Below are 15,423 nucleotides of genomic sequence, written 5' to 3'. Positions count from 1 at the left end.
AGCATGATTTTTGATAAAGAAACCGCCAAACAAACTGCTGAAGTTTTACTGCAGATTAATGCCATAAAATTACAACCTAATAATCCTTTTACATGGGCATCAGGATGGAAATCTCCAATTTATTGTGACAATAGAATCGTACTCTCTTTTCCTAAGATTAGAAATTACATTCGTACAACAATGGCTAAACAAATTGAAGCAAAATATGGCAATATTGATGTTATTGCAGGTGTTGCTACTGGTGCCATTGGAATAGGCATCTTGGTTGCTGAAGAGTTAGGACTGCCGTTTGTATATGTTAGGCCAGAAGCAAAATCTCATGGTCGCCAAAATCAAATTGAAGGCTTTATTGAAAGCGGACAAAACGTTGTGGTTGTTGAAGATTTAATAAGTACTGGAAAAAGTAGTCTTAATGCTGTAAAAGCTTTAAAAGATGCCAATGTAAATGTTAAAGGCATGGTTGCTATTTTTTCTTATGGATTTCAAGTCGCTCGTGATAATTTTGAAAAAGCTCACGTTGAGTTAAACACTTTGAGTAACTATGAAAACTTGTTAGAGCAAGCATTAGACACAAAATATATTACTTCAAAAGAACAAGACATTTTAGCACTTTGGAATGCTAATCCGAGTGAATGGAACGCTAATTGATATCCAATTATGTGGATTCGTTTAGTTGTGGAGTTGTGTTTAGTCGATATTTTATTATGAAACTTCATTACACATTACAACTTAACAACTTAACAACAAACAACTTAATATTAACAAAATGAATTTAGAATCACCAAAAACAACAATAACTAAATCTGCTAAAGAAACATTTGATTTTTTATCTGATGTTAAAAATTTTGAAAAGTTAATGCCTGAAAACATAAGCAAATTTGAAGTTCTTGATGACGACAAATTTGTATTTGCCTTAAAAGGAATGCCAGAAATAGTACTTAAAAAGAAAGAAACTATATCTCCAAATAAGATTGTACTTGGAGCCGCAGGAGGCAAATTAGACTTTTCACTTACTGCCAATATTAGAGCTATTGATGATAATTCTAGTGAGACTCAATTAACGTTTGAAGGTGAGTTTAATGCCATGATGGCAATGATGATTAAAGGACCTATTTCAAAATTTATTGAAACACTGGCTACCAATATTCCTAAAGAAGTTTAATACAGTAACTGAACATCTTTAAGTTCAAACAATTTCACAATGCCATCTTCAATTAACACTTTGAGTTGACCTGAATCACTTATTCCTTTTACATAACCAGAAAACAGATTACCTTCTTTATCTTTAAAGGTTGAAGGCTTATCTTTCCTAAATAGATTATTTTCATACGTTTGTTTTAATAAATCGTATGATTTTGAGTCTAATAGGGAAAAATAATATTTCAAATGCTTTAAAACGCCCTGCAGTACTTCTTCACGATTAAAATGAATACCAGATATTAATTGCATGGACGTGGCATTAGGCAAATTTTCAAATAGGGTTTGATTAACGTTGATACCAATTCCTATAATTGAAGATTGTAATTGATTTTGTTTAATCACATTCTCTATCAAAATACCAGATAGTTTTTGTTGCTCTGACAAAATGTCGTTAGGCCATTTGATTTTAAGCGCACTAATTTGAAACGACTTTAACGCCTCAAACACAGCAAGCGACACAGCAATACTCAAATAAAAATGAGACTCAACAACCATACCAGAAACATCTTTAAACACACTAAACATGAGGTTTTTAGCATTTTGAGACTCCCATTGTGTTCCCATTTGACCACGTCCATTTGTTTGATGTTCGGTAACAACCACAGTAAAATCTTTAACCGATTCTTCAGCACTAAGCTGTCGTAAAAAAGAATTTGTAGAATCAATGGCATTAAGTTTGATTATATGCATAATACTGTGCTAAAAAACTTTAAGATTTTCTTATTAGAAATTAACCTTAATAAGACTAAAAAAAATAATAACTTTGCACAAAATTAAATCAATTTAATGGCGAAAAAAAATACGAGCCCAGACGAACTTATAGCAACAATAATTGCTGGTATTGAAGATGTAAAAGGAAAAGAGATTACAATTCTGGATTTGAGAGAAATCGAAAACACTGTTTGTGATTATTTCATAATATGTGAAGGAACTTCAAATACTCAAGTAAACGCCATTGTAAATTCCATACAGAAAAAAGTAAGTAAAGAACTTAAAGACAATCCTTGGCATGTAGAAGGGGTTGACAATGCTGAATGGGTTTTAATGGATTATGTAAATGTGGTTGTACATGTGTTTCAAAAACATATCAGATCTTACTACGATATTGAAAGTCTCTGGGGAGATGCTAAAACCACAGTTATAGAAACGAGTTACTAATAAATAAGCCACGTCGTGGCATTTAAATAATGGCAAAAGACAATAAAAATTTAAATAAAAAACCTAAATTAAATCCCTATTGGATTTATGGTATTATCATAGCTGCTTTTTTAGGTATTCAATTATTTTCAGGAGGATTTGGCGGTTCAGCAACAACAAAAATTAATCCTTCTGAGTTCTTTAATTACTTTGAAAATGGCGACGTTTCAAAATTAGAAATCGTTAATGGTCGAGAAGCTAGAGTCTATTTAACAAAAGAAGCTTTAACACAAGAAATTCATAAAAAATCAAAACCAAACAATCTATTACCTTCTGTTACACCTCAGCCAAACTATACATTTGAATTTGGTGATTTAAAATTATTTCAGGAAGAACTCAAGTCAATTAAAGATAACAATAGTGATCTTAACGTCCCTGTATCTTTTAAAACTGAAGAGAACCATTGGGGAAATTTTTTATTCTCATTATTGCCATTCATTTTAATCATTGGTGTTTGGATTTTTATCATGAGACGAATGTCTGGAGGTTCTGGAGGAGGAGCTGGTGGACAGATTTTCAATATTGGAAAATCTAAAGCAAAACTTTTTGATGAGAAAACAGATGTTAAAACTTCATTTAAAGATGTTGCTGGTCTCGAAGGTGCAAAAGAAGAAGTTCAAGAAATTGTAGATTTTCTTAAAAACCCTGAAAAATATACATCTCTTGGTGGTAAAATTCCAAAAGGTGCATTATTAGTAGGTCAACCTGGAACTGGTAAAACCTTATTAGCCAAAGCTGTTGCTGGAGAAGCTAAAGTACCTTTCTTTTCATTATCTGGTTCAGATTTTGTGGAAATGTTTGTAGGTGTTGGAGCTTCAAGAGTTCGTGACTTATTTAAACAGGCTAAAGAAAAATCACCTGCCATTATTTTTATTGATGAAATAGATGCCATTGGTAGAGCACGTGGTAAAAACAACTTCTCAGGTTCTAATGACGAACGTGAAAACACATTAAACCAACTCCTTACCGAAATGGATGGTTTTGGAACTAATACCAACGTAATTGTATTAGCTGCAACCAACAGAGCAGACGTTCTTGATAAAGCTTTAATGCGTGCTGGACGTTTCGATAGACAAATTTTTGTAGATCTACCAGACGTAAGAGAACGTAAGGAAATTTTTGAAGTGCACTTAAGACCTATTAAACAATCTGAAAAATTAGATATCGATTTCCTTGCCAAGCAAACACCTGGTTTCTCTGGAGCAGATATTGCCAATGTTTGTAATGAAGCTGCTCTTATTGCTGCTCGTGGTGGCAAAAAGGCTGTTGGTAAACAAGATTTCTTAGATGCTGTTGACAGAATCGTAGGTGGCCTTGAGAAGAAAAATAAAATTATCACAAAGGAAGAGAAAAAAGCTATTGCATATCACGAAGCTGGTCATGCAACTGTGAGTTGGATGCTTGAACATGCTGCACCTTTAGTGAAAGTAACTATTGTGCCTCGCGGACAATCTCTAGGTGCTGCCTGGTATTTACCTGAAGAACGCCTTATTGTTCGTCCTGAACAAATGCTTGACGAAATGTGTGCTGCACTAGGTGGAAGAGCCGCAGAAAAAGTGATTTTTAATAAAATTTCAACTGGTGCTTTAAGTGATCTAGAAAAAGTAACTAAACAAGCAAGAGCGATGGTTACTATTTATGGATTAAGCAACAAAGTTGGAAACTTAACATATTATGATTCTTCAGGACAATCTGAATATGGGTTTACAAAACCTTATAGCGAACAAACTGCTGAATTGATTGACAAAGAAATTTCAGATATTATTGAAGAGCAATACAGACGAGCTGTGAATTTACTGGAACAACACAAAGATAAATTAACTGAGCTGGCTGAAGTGCTTCTTGAAAAAGAGGTAATCTTTAAAGACAATCTTGAAAAAATCTTTGGAAAACGTCCTTTTGAAAAACAAGAACTCGTAGAACCTAAAAAAACAACTATTGCTACTGAAAATAGTCAGGTATCTGAATCAGAAGAAGAGTAATCCTTTTAAAATCCTATAAAAAGCTTAAATTAACTTATCATTAATTTAAGTTTTTTTATATTTGATAATTACTATATAAAAACTAGGTTAATAGCAATTCCTTAAATGAGTCTATTTCGAAAAATTTTCGGTTTAAAAGATACACCCGAAGACCACATAAAAAGCGAAGAAAGAGGCAAGTATATGCCTGAAATAAAGCTGCCTATAGACGAACAATTTACAATTAATTTTAAAGCAAATGGTGGTAAGTTTTTATATTGTGAAAACATACAGGATGTCAACGATAACCTAAATAATATATTGAGAGAAAATAACTGGCAAGATGATAAGGTTTTGATTTTTGATGATCGTTTAAATGAAATGTTCAAAGATTTCAACTTCCAAACCACAAAAAAAGTATCAGAATGCAACTATTTTTTATCGACTTGTGAATATCTGATTTCAGATGATGGCTCACTTCTAATATCATCTAATCAAATAGCAGAAAAGAAACTGAAAGAACTTCCTACAAATTTTATCATTTACGCAACAACGAGTCAGTTTGTTCAAAATATTGGCGAAGGTTTAAGAGGCATAAAAGGAAAAAACAAAGAAAAAATTCCTACCAATATTACGACCATCAAACACTTTAAAACCATTGAAGATAAAGACTTTCTTACATATGGAAGTAGCTCAAAAAATTTATATTTGCTGCTCTTAGAAGATTTATAAATGAAAGAAATCCTTACAAGAGCACTCTCAGGACTATTATACGTTTCAATTCTTATTGTTTCTCTTTACTGGCAACATGCCCTTATAGGTCTTTTTTTTGTATTCGGACTTATTTGTATGGCAGAGTTTAAAAAGCTCATCAACCTTAAAAGCATATTTCCATACATCGTATTTATGGTTTTATATTTAGGATTTGCCTATTGGAACATCGTTTTCAATACAGCAAAAGGTCATGATGAAGCATCCCAAATACTATTAGTGATTACCATATTTGTACAACTCATCTTAATTAAGGATTTATTTTCAGAAAAGACCATTCCACTATTCGAGTCTAAACGATTTATTATTACGACCTTTTATTTATCAAGCGGTTTTGTATTTTTAATAGCTATTGCCAATTATGAACAAATTTTTACTCCACTCCTACTATTAGGATCTTTTATATTGGTTTGGATTAACGACACTTTTGCCTTTTTAGTTGGTAAAAACTTTGGAAAACAAAAATTATTTCCGAGTATATCTCCCAAAAAAACGGTTGAAGGTTTCCTTGGAGGTTTATTTTTCTCATGCATTGCCAGCTATTTTATCGCTCAATACACTGAAATTTTAAATTTCACCACTTGGCTGATATTGGCTATCATTGTCAGTGTTTTTGGAACTATTGGTGATTTAATTGAATCTAAATTTAAACGCCAAGCCAAAGTTAAAGATAGTGGTGTCATCATGCCAGGACATGGTGGTTTATTAGATCGCTTAGATAGTATTATATTTGCTGCACCATTTATATTTTTATTTTTAAGGCTCATAACATATGTTTCATAAAGAAGGTTATAAAATTATCATTATTACACTCGTTCTGGTTATTGGAGGTGTATTAGCTATCGATTGGTTTGTATCTATTGAATGGCTTAAACTATTGTTATCCATAACGCTATTAATCTTTCTAATTCTGATTTTACAATTTTTCAGAAATCCGAAACGACATACTAAATTAGAGAATCATACAGCCGTTTCTCCTGTTGATGGTAAAGTGGTTGTGATTGAAGAAGTATTCGAAAAAGAGGTGTTCAAAGATAAACGCATTCAGGTATCTGTGTTCATGTCGCCAATTAATGTTCATGTTACGCGCTATCCTATTAGTGGTAAAATAAGTTATAGCAAATACCATCCAGGTAAATATCTAGTAGCTTGGCATCCTAAAGCTAGTGAAGAAAATGAACGCACTACAGTTGTGGTTGATAATAAGAATTTCGGACAAATTTTATACCGACAAATTGCAGGTGCTTTAGCCAAACGTATTGTCAATTATGCTAAAGTAGATGATGACGCTGTGCAAGGAGCCGATTCAGGATTTATTAAATTTGGAAGTCGGGTGGATTTGTTTCTACCTTTAGATGCAGATATTAAAGTAGTGCTCAACCAAAAAGTAAAAGGTGGTGAAAGTATTATTGCCGAAAAAGTATGACTTCAGAAGAATTAGATATAGCATTTCAAGAATCGGTAGCACGAATTAATGAGCATACTGAACCCTTTCCTGCAGATTTTCTGTTACGTCTTTATGCATACTACAAAAAAGCCACAAATAATTACGGTCGCCCAAGTAGCAGTAAGCCTATAATTAATGCTTTTAAAACCAATGCACTGTTTCAAATTCAAGATGTCACCCAAGATGAAGCCAAACAAGTGTATATCGATCTGGTACATAACTACTTTTTATACCGAGAATAATTTCAAAACCCCCAAAAGGAACATTTTCCTATGAAAAATTTAATTTTAGTCTGTTTTGCTTTTCTGGTTTCACTGTCTGTAAATGCGCAAACCTTTAATCCATTTTACGCCAGTATCGTTGAAAACACCTCACAAACAAACTTATTAAACGACTTGACAACATATGAGAGTTTTGGAGTCAAAAATGTAGGCTCTAATCGTCTTACTGATGCTGAAAACTGGATTACATCACGTTATCAAAGCTTGGGCTATACAGACATCGTTTTACAACCTTTTAGTTATTCTGCAGGAACTAGCAATAATATTATTATTACTAAAACAGGAAGCGTCTATCCAAACACTTACTTAATTATTGATGGACATTACGACACTATTAATGGTTCTGGCACTAATGACAATGGCTCTGGAACTGTATTAATTATGGAACTGGCACGCTTGCTTAAAAATATAGATACTGAATACTCTATTAAATTCATCCATTTTTCTGGAGAAGAAGATGGTTTAGTTGGAAGCAACTATTATGTCAATAATACCGTTATTCCACAAGACTTAGATATAAGGCTGGTTTTAAATATTGATGAAGTTGGTGGTCTTGCCGGAACCAATAATGATACTATTATTTGTGAACGGGATCAAAGTTCTCCAGCCTCTAACAACACAGCCTCAAATACGTTTACAAATAATTTAGCAACGCTCATAGAGCTATACTCAACTCTGAACACAGAAATATCATATGCGTATGCGTCTGATTATATGCCTTTTGAAAATAATGGTGAAATTATTACAGGTTTGTTTGAAAAGAACGAAACACCATATGCACACACAGCCAATGATATATTAGCAAATATGGATGTGCCTTACCTATATCAAGTAACTAAAGGTGCATTAGGAGCAGCATTAGAATTTTCTATGGCTTATGAAACCCTTAGCTTATCGGAAGAAACTAACCTAAACAATTTTATCAGCATCTCTCCAAACCCTTCAGAAAACATTATTAAAATTTCATTTTCTAAACCTTTAGATGAAGCTATAGATTTTAAACTAATCAACCTGTCAGGTAAAACCGTTTACGAAACTAAACTAACCGAACAAACACAATCCATAGCTATTGATGTTCTAGATGCTGCACAGTATTTAGGGGTTTTTAAAATCAATAATAAGCGCTTTATAAAAAAGCTAATTGTAAAATAAATGTCAAATTCTCCTCAGCAATCCTTAGTCTTTCCTTGCGGCAAAGTCATGAAGAACCGATTCATGTTAGCTCCAATGACCAATACCCAAAGCCATGAGGATGGTACATTGTCTGATCATGAATACAAATGGCTAACAATGCGTGCTAAAGGTGGTTTCGGATTAACAATGACTTGCGCTTCTCATGTACAAGCCAATGGCAAAGGATTTCCAGGACAACTAGGTATTTTTTCTGATAAGCATATGGAAGGTCATCAACGATTAGCAGCAGAAATTAAAGCACACGACAGTCTTGCTGTTGTACAATTGCATCATGCTGGTATGCGCTCACCAGAAAACCTTATTGAAGGGAAACCTGTTTCTGCCTCAAATATTAACAAACATAATGCTCGTGGTTTATCACTTGAAGAAATCCATCAGTTACGTGAGGATTTCATTTCAGCTGCTATAAGAGCACAGCAAAGTGGTTACGATGGTGTTGAAGTGCATGGTGCTCATGGTTATATTTTATCACAGTTTTTGAGTGCAGAAATCAATAGTCGTACCGATGATTATGGTGGTAGCTTAGAAAACAGAGCACGATTATTATTTGAAATCAGTAATGGCATAAGACAAGCTTGCGGTTCAGGTTTTTTATTAGGTGTACGCTTATCTCCTGAACGTTTCGGAATGAAACTGCAAGAAGTCCAAACGGTTTGCCAACGTTTCATTGACGAAGGACAAATTGACTTTCTAGACATCTCACTTTGGGATTCTTTTAAACAACCTGAAGAAGCTGCACATCAACATAAAAGTTTATTAAAACATTTTACAGATTTAGACTACAAGAATGTTAAATTAACCGTTGCTGGAAATATAAGAACTGGAAATGACGTTAAAAAAATACTAGAGGCTCAAGTAGATTTTGTTTCTATTGGTAGAGCAGCTATTTTACATCATGATTTTCCAAAACGAGTATTAGCCAATCCAGACTTTGAACCAATTTCTACTCCTGTTTCAGAAAGTTACTTATACCACGAAGGCTTAAGTGATTCGTTTGTTACCTATATGAAACGCTGGGATGGTTTTGTGGCTGAATAAGCTTTCAAAAACCTGTCAGTATTTGTATCAAGGTTGCTTTTCACTCAGGTATTTCCAATAACGTTTTGGTACATGTCTAATATGAAGTTTCATATTTTTACGCGAAGCAATATTGGTGCTTTTAAAATAATCCTGCCATAAGGTTTGAAATTCAAATTCTTGCTTTGCAAAAAAATCAGCATCGGTTTTTGTAAAGTCAAAATCATCTGGCAAATGCATTTCCATAAGCGTTACTGTTTTCAAATCGTAGTATAAACCATAATGTCGTTTGATATCATAAATTATCCATTTTTGATCTGCATAACGATTTTTAAAATGTTTAGAAAGCAATGGTAACACGTTAAAATCGGGTTCTATATTTGCGAAATAAATATCATCTTTGGTTAACTTAAAACGAACAAACGCTTCCATACGATGCTTTTCCCGACCTACCATTTTTGCTATTTGTGCAATTTTTAAAACCGAAGGATTTGAATAATCTTTATCAATATTGGTGTTCGATGAAAACGCATATCGTATATAGTCTAACAGTAGTGCTTCAACGCCAGTTTGCTCACTTAAAAAAGCATAATATATTCGATGACAACCTTGAGAAGATAGTTTAGATTGTAAGCCTTGCCAAACGCGATTGGCTTTAGCCTCATCTGTAAACACAGTTTCTTTTTCAGAAAACAACTGATTTTGTATATCAAATTTATTTTGAATACTAACATCAATGAGCTTGTGTTCAAATACGTAAAAAACAGCACTTAAAAAGCCATCAAAACTGCCATTATAAAGTAATATTTTATGTTTCATTTAAGTAAACAGACTTAATTGGTTACTTAACATGTTATGATATTTACTGGTAGAATTCTGTAAAATCAATCCTTTTATTTTTTCTGAAGTTAAATCACGACGTTCAAAAGCATTGCTCTCGCATATGATAAAATATTGTGCTCGATTTAATGCTACACCTATCTTTTTAAGGTGTTCCCAATTGAGTCGCCTAAAACGTCTGGCATTCATAATCTTTTGAACAGATCTCATTCCTAAACCAGGAATTCTAGCGAGCATGCGTTTATCTGCTGAGTTGATATCGACTGGAAATTCGTGTAAATTTCGTAGTGCCCAACTTAGTTTAGGATCTATATCTAAATCAAGATTTTGATGCTTCTGATTTAAGATTTCACTAACATCAAATCCGTAAAACCGCATCAACCAGTCTGTTTGATATAAGCGGTTTTCACGAAGCATTGGAACAGCACTTCCTAGTTGTGGCAGACGTTCATCGTTGCTAATAGGAACATATCCTGAATAATACACACGCTTTAAATTAAAATGTTTGTAAAAATGATTTGAGGTTTGCATAATTTGAAAATCATTTTCACCACTTGCTCCAATAATCATTTGTGTACTTTGTCCTGCTGGAGCATATTTAGGCGTACTTTTTATAACCTTCTTTTCTGCTTTGTATTTAATAATTTCATTTTTGACCTTCGCCATCGGTTTGATAAAATCTTCCCGTTTTTTATCTGGAGCTAATCGTTTCAATCCCGATTTTGTAGGAATTTCAATATTAACACTCAATCGATCTGCATACAAACCTGCTTCACGCATGAGTTCGTCTGAAGCTCCAGGAATGGATTTTAAATGAATGTAACCATTAAAATTTTCATCTAATCGCAGCTTTCTTGCAACGGCAACAAGACGTTCCATGGTATAATCGGCATTTTTAAATATCCCTGAACTTAGAAATAAACCTTCAATATAGTTTCTTCGATAAAAATTAATAGTTAAATCCACTACTTCTTGAACTTTAAAAGCAGCTCTTTTGATATCATTACTTTTACGAGTAACACAATAAGCACAATCAAAAACGCAATAATTGGTAAGAAGAATTTTAAGCAAAGAAACACATCTTCCATCTTCAGTGTAGGAGTGACAAATTCCCATACCTGAAGCGTTACCAAGACCTTTGTCTTTATTGGTACGTTTGCTTCCACTTGATGAACATGACACATCATATTTGGCTGCATCAGCTAAAATGTTAAGTTTTTCTTGAATTCGTTCAAAAGACATAAGTAGGATTAATTTAGAGTATAAATATCGTAAATTGATTTAAACAAAACTAATAATTTTCAAACATATGTTTAAACTGCTATTATTGTTTTCAAATGGAGTAATAATTTGAGTATATCTTTCAATTCACTACAAATACATTCGTATTTTATGAGTCTATGAAATACTTAAAATTCATAACAGCATTACTTGTCGTCATTTTAATAATTCGTTATATGCCCATACATTCTCAACATAAAATTCCAAAATCTATAAAACATAATGTTGAAACCGCATTGTCGTTTTATCCTCAGTTAGATGAGACAGTGATTGAATTCAAATTCAAAAAGAATATTAAGAAATCGACCATGCAGGCACAACCAAAACTAGCTAGCTTTTTTAGAAGTCGTAAAAACAGAAGTTATATTATACTAATTAGTGAAACCTTTAAAATTGCGGATCAAGAGTTTTCAACCAGAGACATACCTGATGATATTTTCATAGGATGGATTGGTCACGAACTTGGTCATATAGCAGATTACCAAACAAGGAATAAATGGAATTTAATTAAATTTGGATTTAACTATATGTTTTCTGAATCTTCAATTGTTGAAGCTGAACGTGCTGCTGATAGTTTTGCTGTTGCTCAAGGAATGGAACACTACATTTTAAAAACGAAAAATTTTATATTAAATCACGCAGATATTACACAGTCCTACAAAGATCGAATCACAAAATATTACCTATCTCCTGAAGAAATTATGGAGTTAGTACAAGAACGAAACCAGAGAAATTCTGATTAATGAGTGTTTAAAAAAGTTTCCCATTCTAAAAATTTATCCTCATTCATAACACGCTCCATTTTTACTTGTCCGCCTTTCTTCTTATTTCGGGCATTCCAATTGTAAAAACATTCAGGAGAAACTACTTTAACTTTTACTCCTTTTAAAGCTTTACTTCTTGCAACTTTATAATTTTTATTAGCATCTTTTAAAGCCTTATCAAGTGTTTCAGAAATGACAAGTTCATCTACGTCATTAAGTTCAGAACCTAAATACCAAAAATGATAAAATTCACCATCATCGCCTCGTCTGGCACATATGGTATACTCTGGAATTAAAGTGTCAAATTTTTGTTCAAGCACTTTCATTGCAGCATCCATTTTATTAACCGATAATTGAGAACCGACAGTATTAAGAAAGAATTTTGTACGACCTGTAATTTTAATTTCAGCATGTTCAACATCTGTAAATTCAATAGTGTCACCAATGAGATAACGCCAGGCACCACTAACAGTACTTATAATAAGTACATAATCCTGATCCGTTTTTACTTCTGATAAATTAATTGAAGGTGCATCGTCTTGAAGAGAGCCGTCTTGATTGATATATTCTGGTTTAAAAGGCACAAACTCAAAATAAATTCCGTTATCAGTATTGAGCTGCATGGCATCTGTTTCAGGACGTACTTGTGTAGCAATATAGCCTTCTGAAGCCAAATAGGTATCAATAACCGTTACAGGCTTACCCATTAATGCATGGAAACTTTTTTCATAAGGCCCAAAAGCAACACCTCCAGAGGTATATACTTGTAGATTAGGCCAAATTTCATGGATGTGATTTAGATTGTGATGTTTGATAACTTCCTGCAGCATGAGTTCTATCCAAGATGGAATACCACTCAAGGCTCCAATATCCCAGTCATTAGCGTGTTTAACAATATGCTGAACACGTTCATCCCAATCCTCAATTTTTGCAATATCTTCTCCTGGTTTATAATAGCCTCGAAACCAGAAAGGAATATTACTCGCACTTATCCCACTAATTTCTCCTTCTAAATGGTTATTTCGTTTGTCTAAATCTGTTGAACTTCCCAGCATCATAATTTCTTTCTCAAAAAAATCTGCTGGCAAATCAAAATTCTTCAAAGCAAATACTTGTTTGATTCCTGCTTGACGAATAGACTCTATCATGTCGTTTGTTACAGGAATCCGTTTACTTGTTTTCCCAGTTGTCCCTGAACTTAATGCAAAATATGTTGCGTGTCCAGGCCAGGTTACGTCTGATTCTCCTTTTTGTAGTTTATTCCACCATTTAGCACTAATTTGATTGTAATCAAAATAAGGTATCATTTCAGAAAATGCTACTGGAATATTATCTGAAGCAAGTAATTGTTCAAAATTATAATACTTGCCAAATTGTGTATTTCTCGCAGTTTCCAAAAGTTGTTTTAAAACTTTTTTTTGATTTTCAACATGATTAGGTGCTGCTGTTAAAGCATCCTTTAAATCAATTACACCTTTAATAATATTTCCAATGATTGCCATTTTCTTTAATTATTTTTAATTTTAATACTGTAAGTTAAGCTATAAATTACGCTGCAATTTTTCTGCATTCTTCAGCGCATCTTCGACATGAATCTGCACATTGCTTACAATGTTTATGTTCATGTTCCTTACAGTGGTCTGCACAATAGTCACAAATTTCGGCACACAACAAAGCATATTGCTTTACATAAGCGCTATCTGCAGCCATGAATTTTAAACAGACTAAACAGGCATCGATACATTGTACACAACATTTCGGACAATCATTCATACTTTCTTCTCCTGCCATCTGCACGAGGCAGTCTTGGCAATCTATTAAACATTTTTGACATGCTTCTATACATTTTTGGTATATCATATTCATAAGTTATAGTTTTAATAGCTCTAAAGTCTGAATTTGAATCCATAAACATTATTCTAATACCTTAAAGCTTTAACTCATTCAGGAAATAGGTAAACTGATTAATTTTAATCGCTTTTGGGTTAAAGTCTTGAACTATTTTACAGCATATTAGAGTAAAAATAATTATGGATAAATGGTTTAAGTTTTCGTCAGATGGTTTATTAGCTATTATACTTACAGCAATTGGAATTTACATCGCTTTAGTTGTTCTAACCCGAATAAGTGGTAAACGCAGTTTTTCAAAAATGTCGAGTTTTGATTTTGCGATGACTGTGGCCATTGGTTCGGTTATAGCAACCGTAATCATTTCAAAATCTGTATCGCTACAACACGGAATTACAGGTTTGGTAATCATCTATGTTTTACAGCTTTTAGTAGCAGCCGCCAGACGATGGAAACCTATTAGAAATTTAATGGATAACAAGCCCACTTTATTAATGCAAAACGGAAAAATTATTGAAGGAAGCCTTAAAAAATGTAAGGTTACTGAGTCTGATTTGAAAGCAAAACTTCGGGAAGCTAATGTAATTCAACTCAGTGAAGTAAAAGCTGTTGTATTTGAATCTACAGGAGATATTTCTGTATTACATGGCTCTGATGACAAAGCCATTGACGAATGGATTATGGATGTTTAAACCAACCTGTTTAGTCTCTAATTAAAGGCATCGTACTACAACGCAGCAAACCTTCCTGTTTGGCAATTTCAGCATAAGGTACTTCTTCTACTGTAAATCCGTTATTGCGAAGCCAAGTATTTAACCTTGTAAAATGACGTTCAGATATAATAACCTCTTCAGAAATAGAAAAAATATTACTATTCATATGGTACATTTCCTCTTTAGTAATTTCAAAGACGTTTTCTTTTCCGAAGAAATCAACCAGCCACTGGTATTCGCTTTCCACCAGAAATCCGTTTTTATGAATGATGGCTTTATTTTTACCAATAGGCTGAAAACAACAATCTAGGTGTAATGCATTTTCTTTAGGATCTGTGTTTGATTTCCGAAGCTCAAATGATTTTATTGTTTTGTGTGGAAATAACTCCTGAATAGCAATTACAGCATCCATATTTGTGCGTGCAGTGATGTAATTTGAATAATCTTCACCAGAATAAGTCCCAATAAAAATATAATCGTTCCAAGGCATCACGTCTCCTCCTTCCACATGACATTCTTCGGGTAATCGAATACGACGTTCTTTGGGAATTTGAGTCCAAACATGTTCAATAGCATCTATCTCACGATCTCTATCTGGCAAAATGTTTGCCTTAATAATTTTATCATCTATAACAAAAGCGATATCTCTCGTAAATATCTGGTTATAATCTTTGATGATTTCTGGTCGGTATACCTTGACATCATACTTTTTTAAAACGTCTGCGACAGCTTCCATTTCTTTAATCATATCTTCCTCCTTAGGATACGTTCCTGCTTTGATATGTTGCACAGATTTTGGATCGTAAGCTTCTTCAATAGTTGGTATTGGCCCAATACTCTCGGCAGTACCAAGAATAACAGCTCTAAGGCGAGAGGTTTCGTTTTGAATGTGTAGTCTCATAAGGTACA

18 protein-coding genes are annotated in these 15,423 nt (G+C 33.3%); 12 read left to right on the top strand and 6 right to left on the bottom strand.

Features of this window, described 5'->3' with window-relative positions:
* The first annotated feature begins 3 nt into the window (after positions 1 to 3).
* Both pyrE and ACRHNM_RS12825 read left to right on the top strand, forming a co-directional pair.
* Complete coding sequence (pyrE, locus tag ACRHNM_RS12830; RefSeq protein ID WP_431137044.1) at positions 4 to 648, top strand: orotate phosphoribosyltransferase; 645 nt, start codon at positions 4 to 6, stop codon at positions 646 to 648.
* 118 nt (positions 649 to 766) lie between these two features.
* Positions 767 to 1,162, top strand: a complete 396-nt coding sequence (locus tag ACRHNM_RS12825) for an SRPBCC family protein (protein WP_431137043.1) — start codon at positions 767 to 769, stop codon at positions 1,160 to 1,162.
* Here ACRHNM_RS12825 and ACRHNM_RS12820 read toward each other — a convergent pair.
* Positions 1,159 to 1,890: a biotin--[acetyl-CoA-carboxylase] ligase gene (locus tag ACRHNM_RS12820; RefSeq protein WP_431137042.1), complete on the bottom strand. Its 732-nt coding sequence runs from the start codon at positions 1,888 to 1,890 to the stop codon at positions 1,159 to 1,161. The two genes, ACRHNM_RS12825 and ACRHNM_RS12820, sit on opposite strands and share 4 nt — an antisense overlap.
* A gap of 96 nt (positions 1,891 to 1,986) precedes the next feature.
* Here ACRHNM_RS12820 and rsfS point away from each other — a divergent pair, with 96 nt between their 5' ends.
* From rsfS to ACRHNM_RS12780, 8 genes are all read left to right on the top strand, one after another.
* Positions 1,987 to 2,358 (top strand): ribosome silencing factor, encoded by a 372-nt coding sequence (gene rsfS / locus ACRHNM_RS12815; protein WP_431137041.1) that lies wholly within the window; start codon positions 1,987 to 1,989, stop codon positions 2,356 to 2,358.
* Positions 2,359 to 2,387: 29 nt separating this feature from the next.
* A complete protein-coding gene (gene ftsH / locus ACRHNM_RS12810; protein WP_431137040.1) occupies positions 2,388 to 4,379 on the top strand; it encodes an ATP-dependent zinc metalloprotease FtsH in 1,992 nt (663 codons plus the stop codon).
* Positions 4,380 to 4,484: 105 nt separating this feature from the next.
* On the top strand, positions 4,485 to 5,090 hold the full coding sequence (locus tag ACRHNM_RS12805) for an LUD domain-containing protein (RefSeq protein WP_431137039.1): 606 nt from the start codon (positions 4,485 to 4,487) through the stop codon (positions 5,088 to 5,090).
* Positions 5,091 to 5,912, top strand: a complete 822-nt coding sequence (locus tag ACRHNM_RS12800) for a phosphatidate cytidylyltransferase (RefSeq protein WP_431137038.1) — start codon at positions 5,091 to 5,093, stop codon at positions 5,910 to 5,912.
* Complete coding sequence (locus ACRHNM_RS12795) at positions 5,902 to 6,555, top strand: phosphatidylserine decarboxylase family protein (RefSeq protein WP_431137037.1); 654 nt, start codon at positions 5,902 to 5,904, stop codon at positions 6,553 to 6,555. The genes ACRHNM_RS12800 and ACRHNM_RS12795 overlap by 11 nt, the downstream gene beginning before the upstream one ends.
* Entirely contained in the window at positions 6,552 to 6,818 is a 267-nt protein-coding gene (locus ACRHNM_RS12790) for an acyl-CoA-binding protein (protein ID WP_431137036.1), read from the top strand. The genes ACRHNM_RS12795 and ACRHNM_RS12790 overlap by 4 nt, the downstream gene beginning before the upstream one ends.
* A 30-nt stretch (positions 6,819 to 6,848) precedes the next feature.
* Positions 6,849 to 8,009 (top strand): M28 family peptidase, encoded by a 1,161-nt coding sequence (locus tag ACRHNM_RS12785; RefSeq protein ID WP_431137035.1) that lies wholly within the window; start codon positions 6,849 to 6,851, stop codon positions 8,007 to 8,009.
* Entirely contained in the window at positions 8,010 to 9,089 is a 1,080-nt protein-coding gene (locus tag ACRHNM_RS12780; RefSeq protein ID WP_431137034.1) for an NADH:flavin oxidoreductase, read from the top strand. It begins immediately after the preceding gene.
* A gap of 27 nt (positions 9,090 to 9,116) precedes the next feature.
* Here ACRHNM_RS12780 and ACRHNM_RS12775 read toward each other — a convergent pair whose 3' ends face one another.
* Together ACRHNM_RS12775 and ACRHNM_RS12770 are read right to left on the bottom strand one after the other, a co-directional pair.
* On the bottom strand, positions 9,117 to 9,887 hold the full coding sequence (locus ACRHNM_RS12775; protein WP_431137033.1) for a TIGR03915 family putative DNA repair protein: 771 nt from the start codon (positions 9,885 to 9,887) through the stop codon (positions 9,117 to 9,119).
* Complete coding sequence (locus ACRHNM_RS12770; RefSeq protein WP_431137032.1) at positions 9,888 to 11,150, bottom strand: putative DNA modification/repair radical SAM protein; 1,263 nt, start codon at positions 11,148 to 11,150, stop codon at positions 9,888 to 9,890.
* 158 nt (positions 11,151 to 11,308) lie between these two features.
* On the opposite strand from ACRHNM_RS12770, the gene ACRHNM_RS12765 reads away from it, so the two are divergent.
* Positions 11,309 to 11,932 (top strand): hypothetical protein, encoded by a 624-nt coding sequence (locus tag ACRHNM_RS12765; protein WP_431137031.1) that lies wholly within the window; start codon positions 11,309 to 11,311, stop codon positions 11,930 to 11,932.
* Here ACRHNM_RS12765 and ACRHNM_RS12760 read toward each other — a convergent pair.
* Positions 11,929 to 13,455, bottom strand: a complete 1,527-nt coding sequence (locus ACRHNM_RS12760; protein WP_431137030.1) for a GH3 family domain-containing protein — start codon at positions 13,453 to 13,455, stop codon at positions 11,929 to 11,931. The two genes, ACRHNM_RS12765 and ACRHNM_RS12760, sit on opposite strands and share 4 nt — an antisense overlap.
* Before the next feature lie 46 nt (positions 13,456 to 13,501).
* Positions 13,502 to 13,663: a four-helix bundle copper-binding protein gene (locus ACRHNM_RS12755; protein ID WP_431137065.1), complete on the bottom strand. Its 162-nt coding sequence runs from the start codon at positions 13,661 to 13,663 to the stop codon at positions 13,502 to 13,504.
* 320 nt (positions 13,664 to 13,983) lie between these two features.
* Between ACRHNM_RS12755 and ACRHNM_RS12750 the strand changes: the two genes are divergently transcribed.
* Complete coding sequence (locus ACRHNM_RS12750) at positions 13,984 to 14,493, top strand: DUF421 domain-containing protein (protein ID WP_431137029.1); 510 nt, start codon at positions 13,984 to 13,986, stop codon at positions 14,491 to 14,493.
* Between the two features lie 10 nt (positions 14,494 to 14,503).
* On the opposite strand, the gene ACRHNM_RS12745 is transcribed toward ACRHNM_RS12750, so the two are convergent.
* Positions 14,504 to 15,415 carry a dimethylarginine dimethylaminohydrolase family protein gene (locus ACRHNM_RS12745; RefSeq protein ID WP_431137028.1) on the bottom strand — a complete coding sequence of 304 codons (912 nt, stop codon included), beginning with the start codon at positions 15,413 to 15,415 and terminating at the stop codon, positions 14,504 to 14,506.
* Positions 15,416 to 15,423 lie beyond the last annotated feature (8 nt).

The organism is Psychroserpens mesophilus (assembly GCF_050617655.1).
GTDB lineage: Bacteria > Bacteroidota > Bacteroidia > Flavobacteriales > Flavobacteriaceae > Psychroserpens > Psychroserpens mesophilus_A.
Note: the sequence above shows the minus strand (reverse complement) of the source record. Positions and strands in the feature narration are given on the sequence as shown.

What these genes read in the sequence shown, in the direction of transcription:
- pyrE (WP_431137044.1), top strand. Translation starts at nt 4, where the DNA reads ATGATTTTTGATAAAGAAACCGCCAAACAAACTGCTGAAGTTTTACTG.
- ACRHNM_RS12825 (WP_431137043.1), top strand. Translation starts at nt 767, where the DNA reads ATGAATTTAGAATCACCAAAAACAACAATAACTAAATCTGCTAAAGAA.
- ACRHNM_RS12820 (WP_431137042.1), bottom strand. Translation starts at nt 1,890, where the DNA reads ATGCATATAATCAAACTTAATGCCATTGATTCTACAAATTCTTTTTTA.
- rsfS (WP_431137041.1), top strand. Translation starts at nt 1,987, where the DNA reads ATGGCGAAAAAAAATACGAGCCCAGACGAACTTATAGCAACAATAATT.
- ftsH (WP_431137040.1), top strand. Translation starts at nt 2,388, where the DNA reads ATGGCAAAAGACAATAAAAATTTAAATAAAAAACCTAAATTAAATCCC.
- ACRHNM_RS12805 (WP_431137039.1), top strand. Translation starts at nt 4,485, where the DNA reads ATGAGTCTATTTCGAAAAATTTTCGGTTTAAAAGATACACCCGAAGAC.
- ACRHNM_RS12800 (WP_431137038.1), top strand. Translation starts at nt 5,091, where the DNA reads ATGAAAGAAATCCTTACAAGAGCACTCTCAGGACTATTATACGTTTCA.
- ACRHNM_RS12795 (WP_431137037.1), top strand. Translation starts at nt 5,902, where the DNA reads ATGTTTCATAAAGAAGGTTATAAAATTATCATTATTACACTCGTTCTG.
- ACRHNM_RS12790 (WP_431137036.1), top strand. Translation starts at nt 6,552, where the DNA reads ATGACTTCAGAAGAATTAGATATAGCATTTCAAGAATCGGTAGCACGA.
- ACRHNM_RS12785 (WP_431137035.1), top strand. Translation starts at nt 6,849, where the DNA reads ATGAAAAATTTAATTTTAGTCTGTTTTGCTTTTCTGGTTTCACTGTCT.
- ACRHNM_RS12780 (WP_431137034.1), top strand. Translation starts at nt 8,010, where the DNA reads ATGTCAAATTCTCCTCAGCAATCCTTAGTCTTTCCTTGCGGCAAAGTC.
- ACRHNM_RS12775 (WP_431137033.1), bottom strand. Translation starts at nt 9,887, where the DNA reads ATGAAACATAAAATATTACTTTATAATGGCAGTTTTGATGGCTTTTTA.
- ACRHNM_RS12770 (WP_431137032.1), bottom strand. Translation starts at nt 11,150, where the DNA reads ATGTCTTTTGAACGAATTCAAGAAAAACTTAACATTTTAGCTGATGCA.
- ACRHNM_RS12765 (WP_431137031.1), top strand. Translation starts at nt 11,309, where the DNA reads ATGAAATACTTAAAATTCATAACAGCATTACTTGTCGTCATTTTAATA.
- ACRHNM_RS12760 (WP_431137030.1), bottom strand. Translation starts at nt 13,455, where the DNA reads ATGGCAATCATTGGAAATATTATTAAAGGTGTAATTGATTTAAAGGAT.
- ACRHNM_RS12755 (WP_431137065.1), bottom strand. Translation starts at nt 13,663, where the DNA reads ATGGCTGCAGATAGCGCTTATGTAAAGCAATATGCTTTGTTGTGTGCC.
- ACRHNM_RS12750 (WP_431137029.1), top strand. Translation starts at nt 13,984, where the DNA reads ATGGATAAATGGTTTAAGTTTTCGTCAGATGGTTTATTAGCTATTATA.
- ACRHNM_RS12745 (WP_431137028.1), bottom strand. Translation starts at nt 15,415, where the DNA reads ATGAGACTACACATTCAAAACGAAACCTCTCGCCTTAGAGCTGTTATT.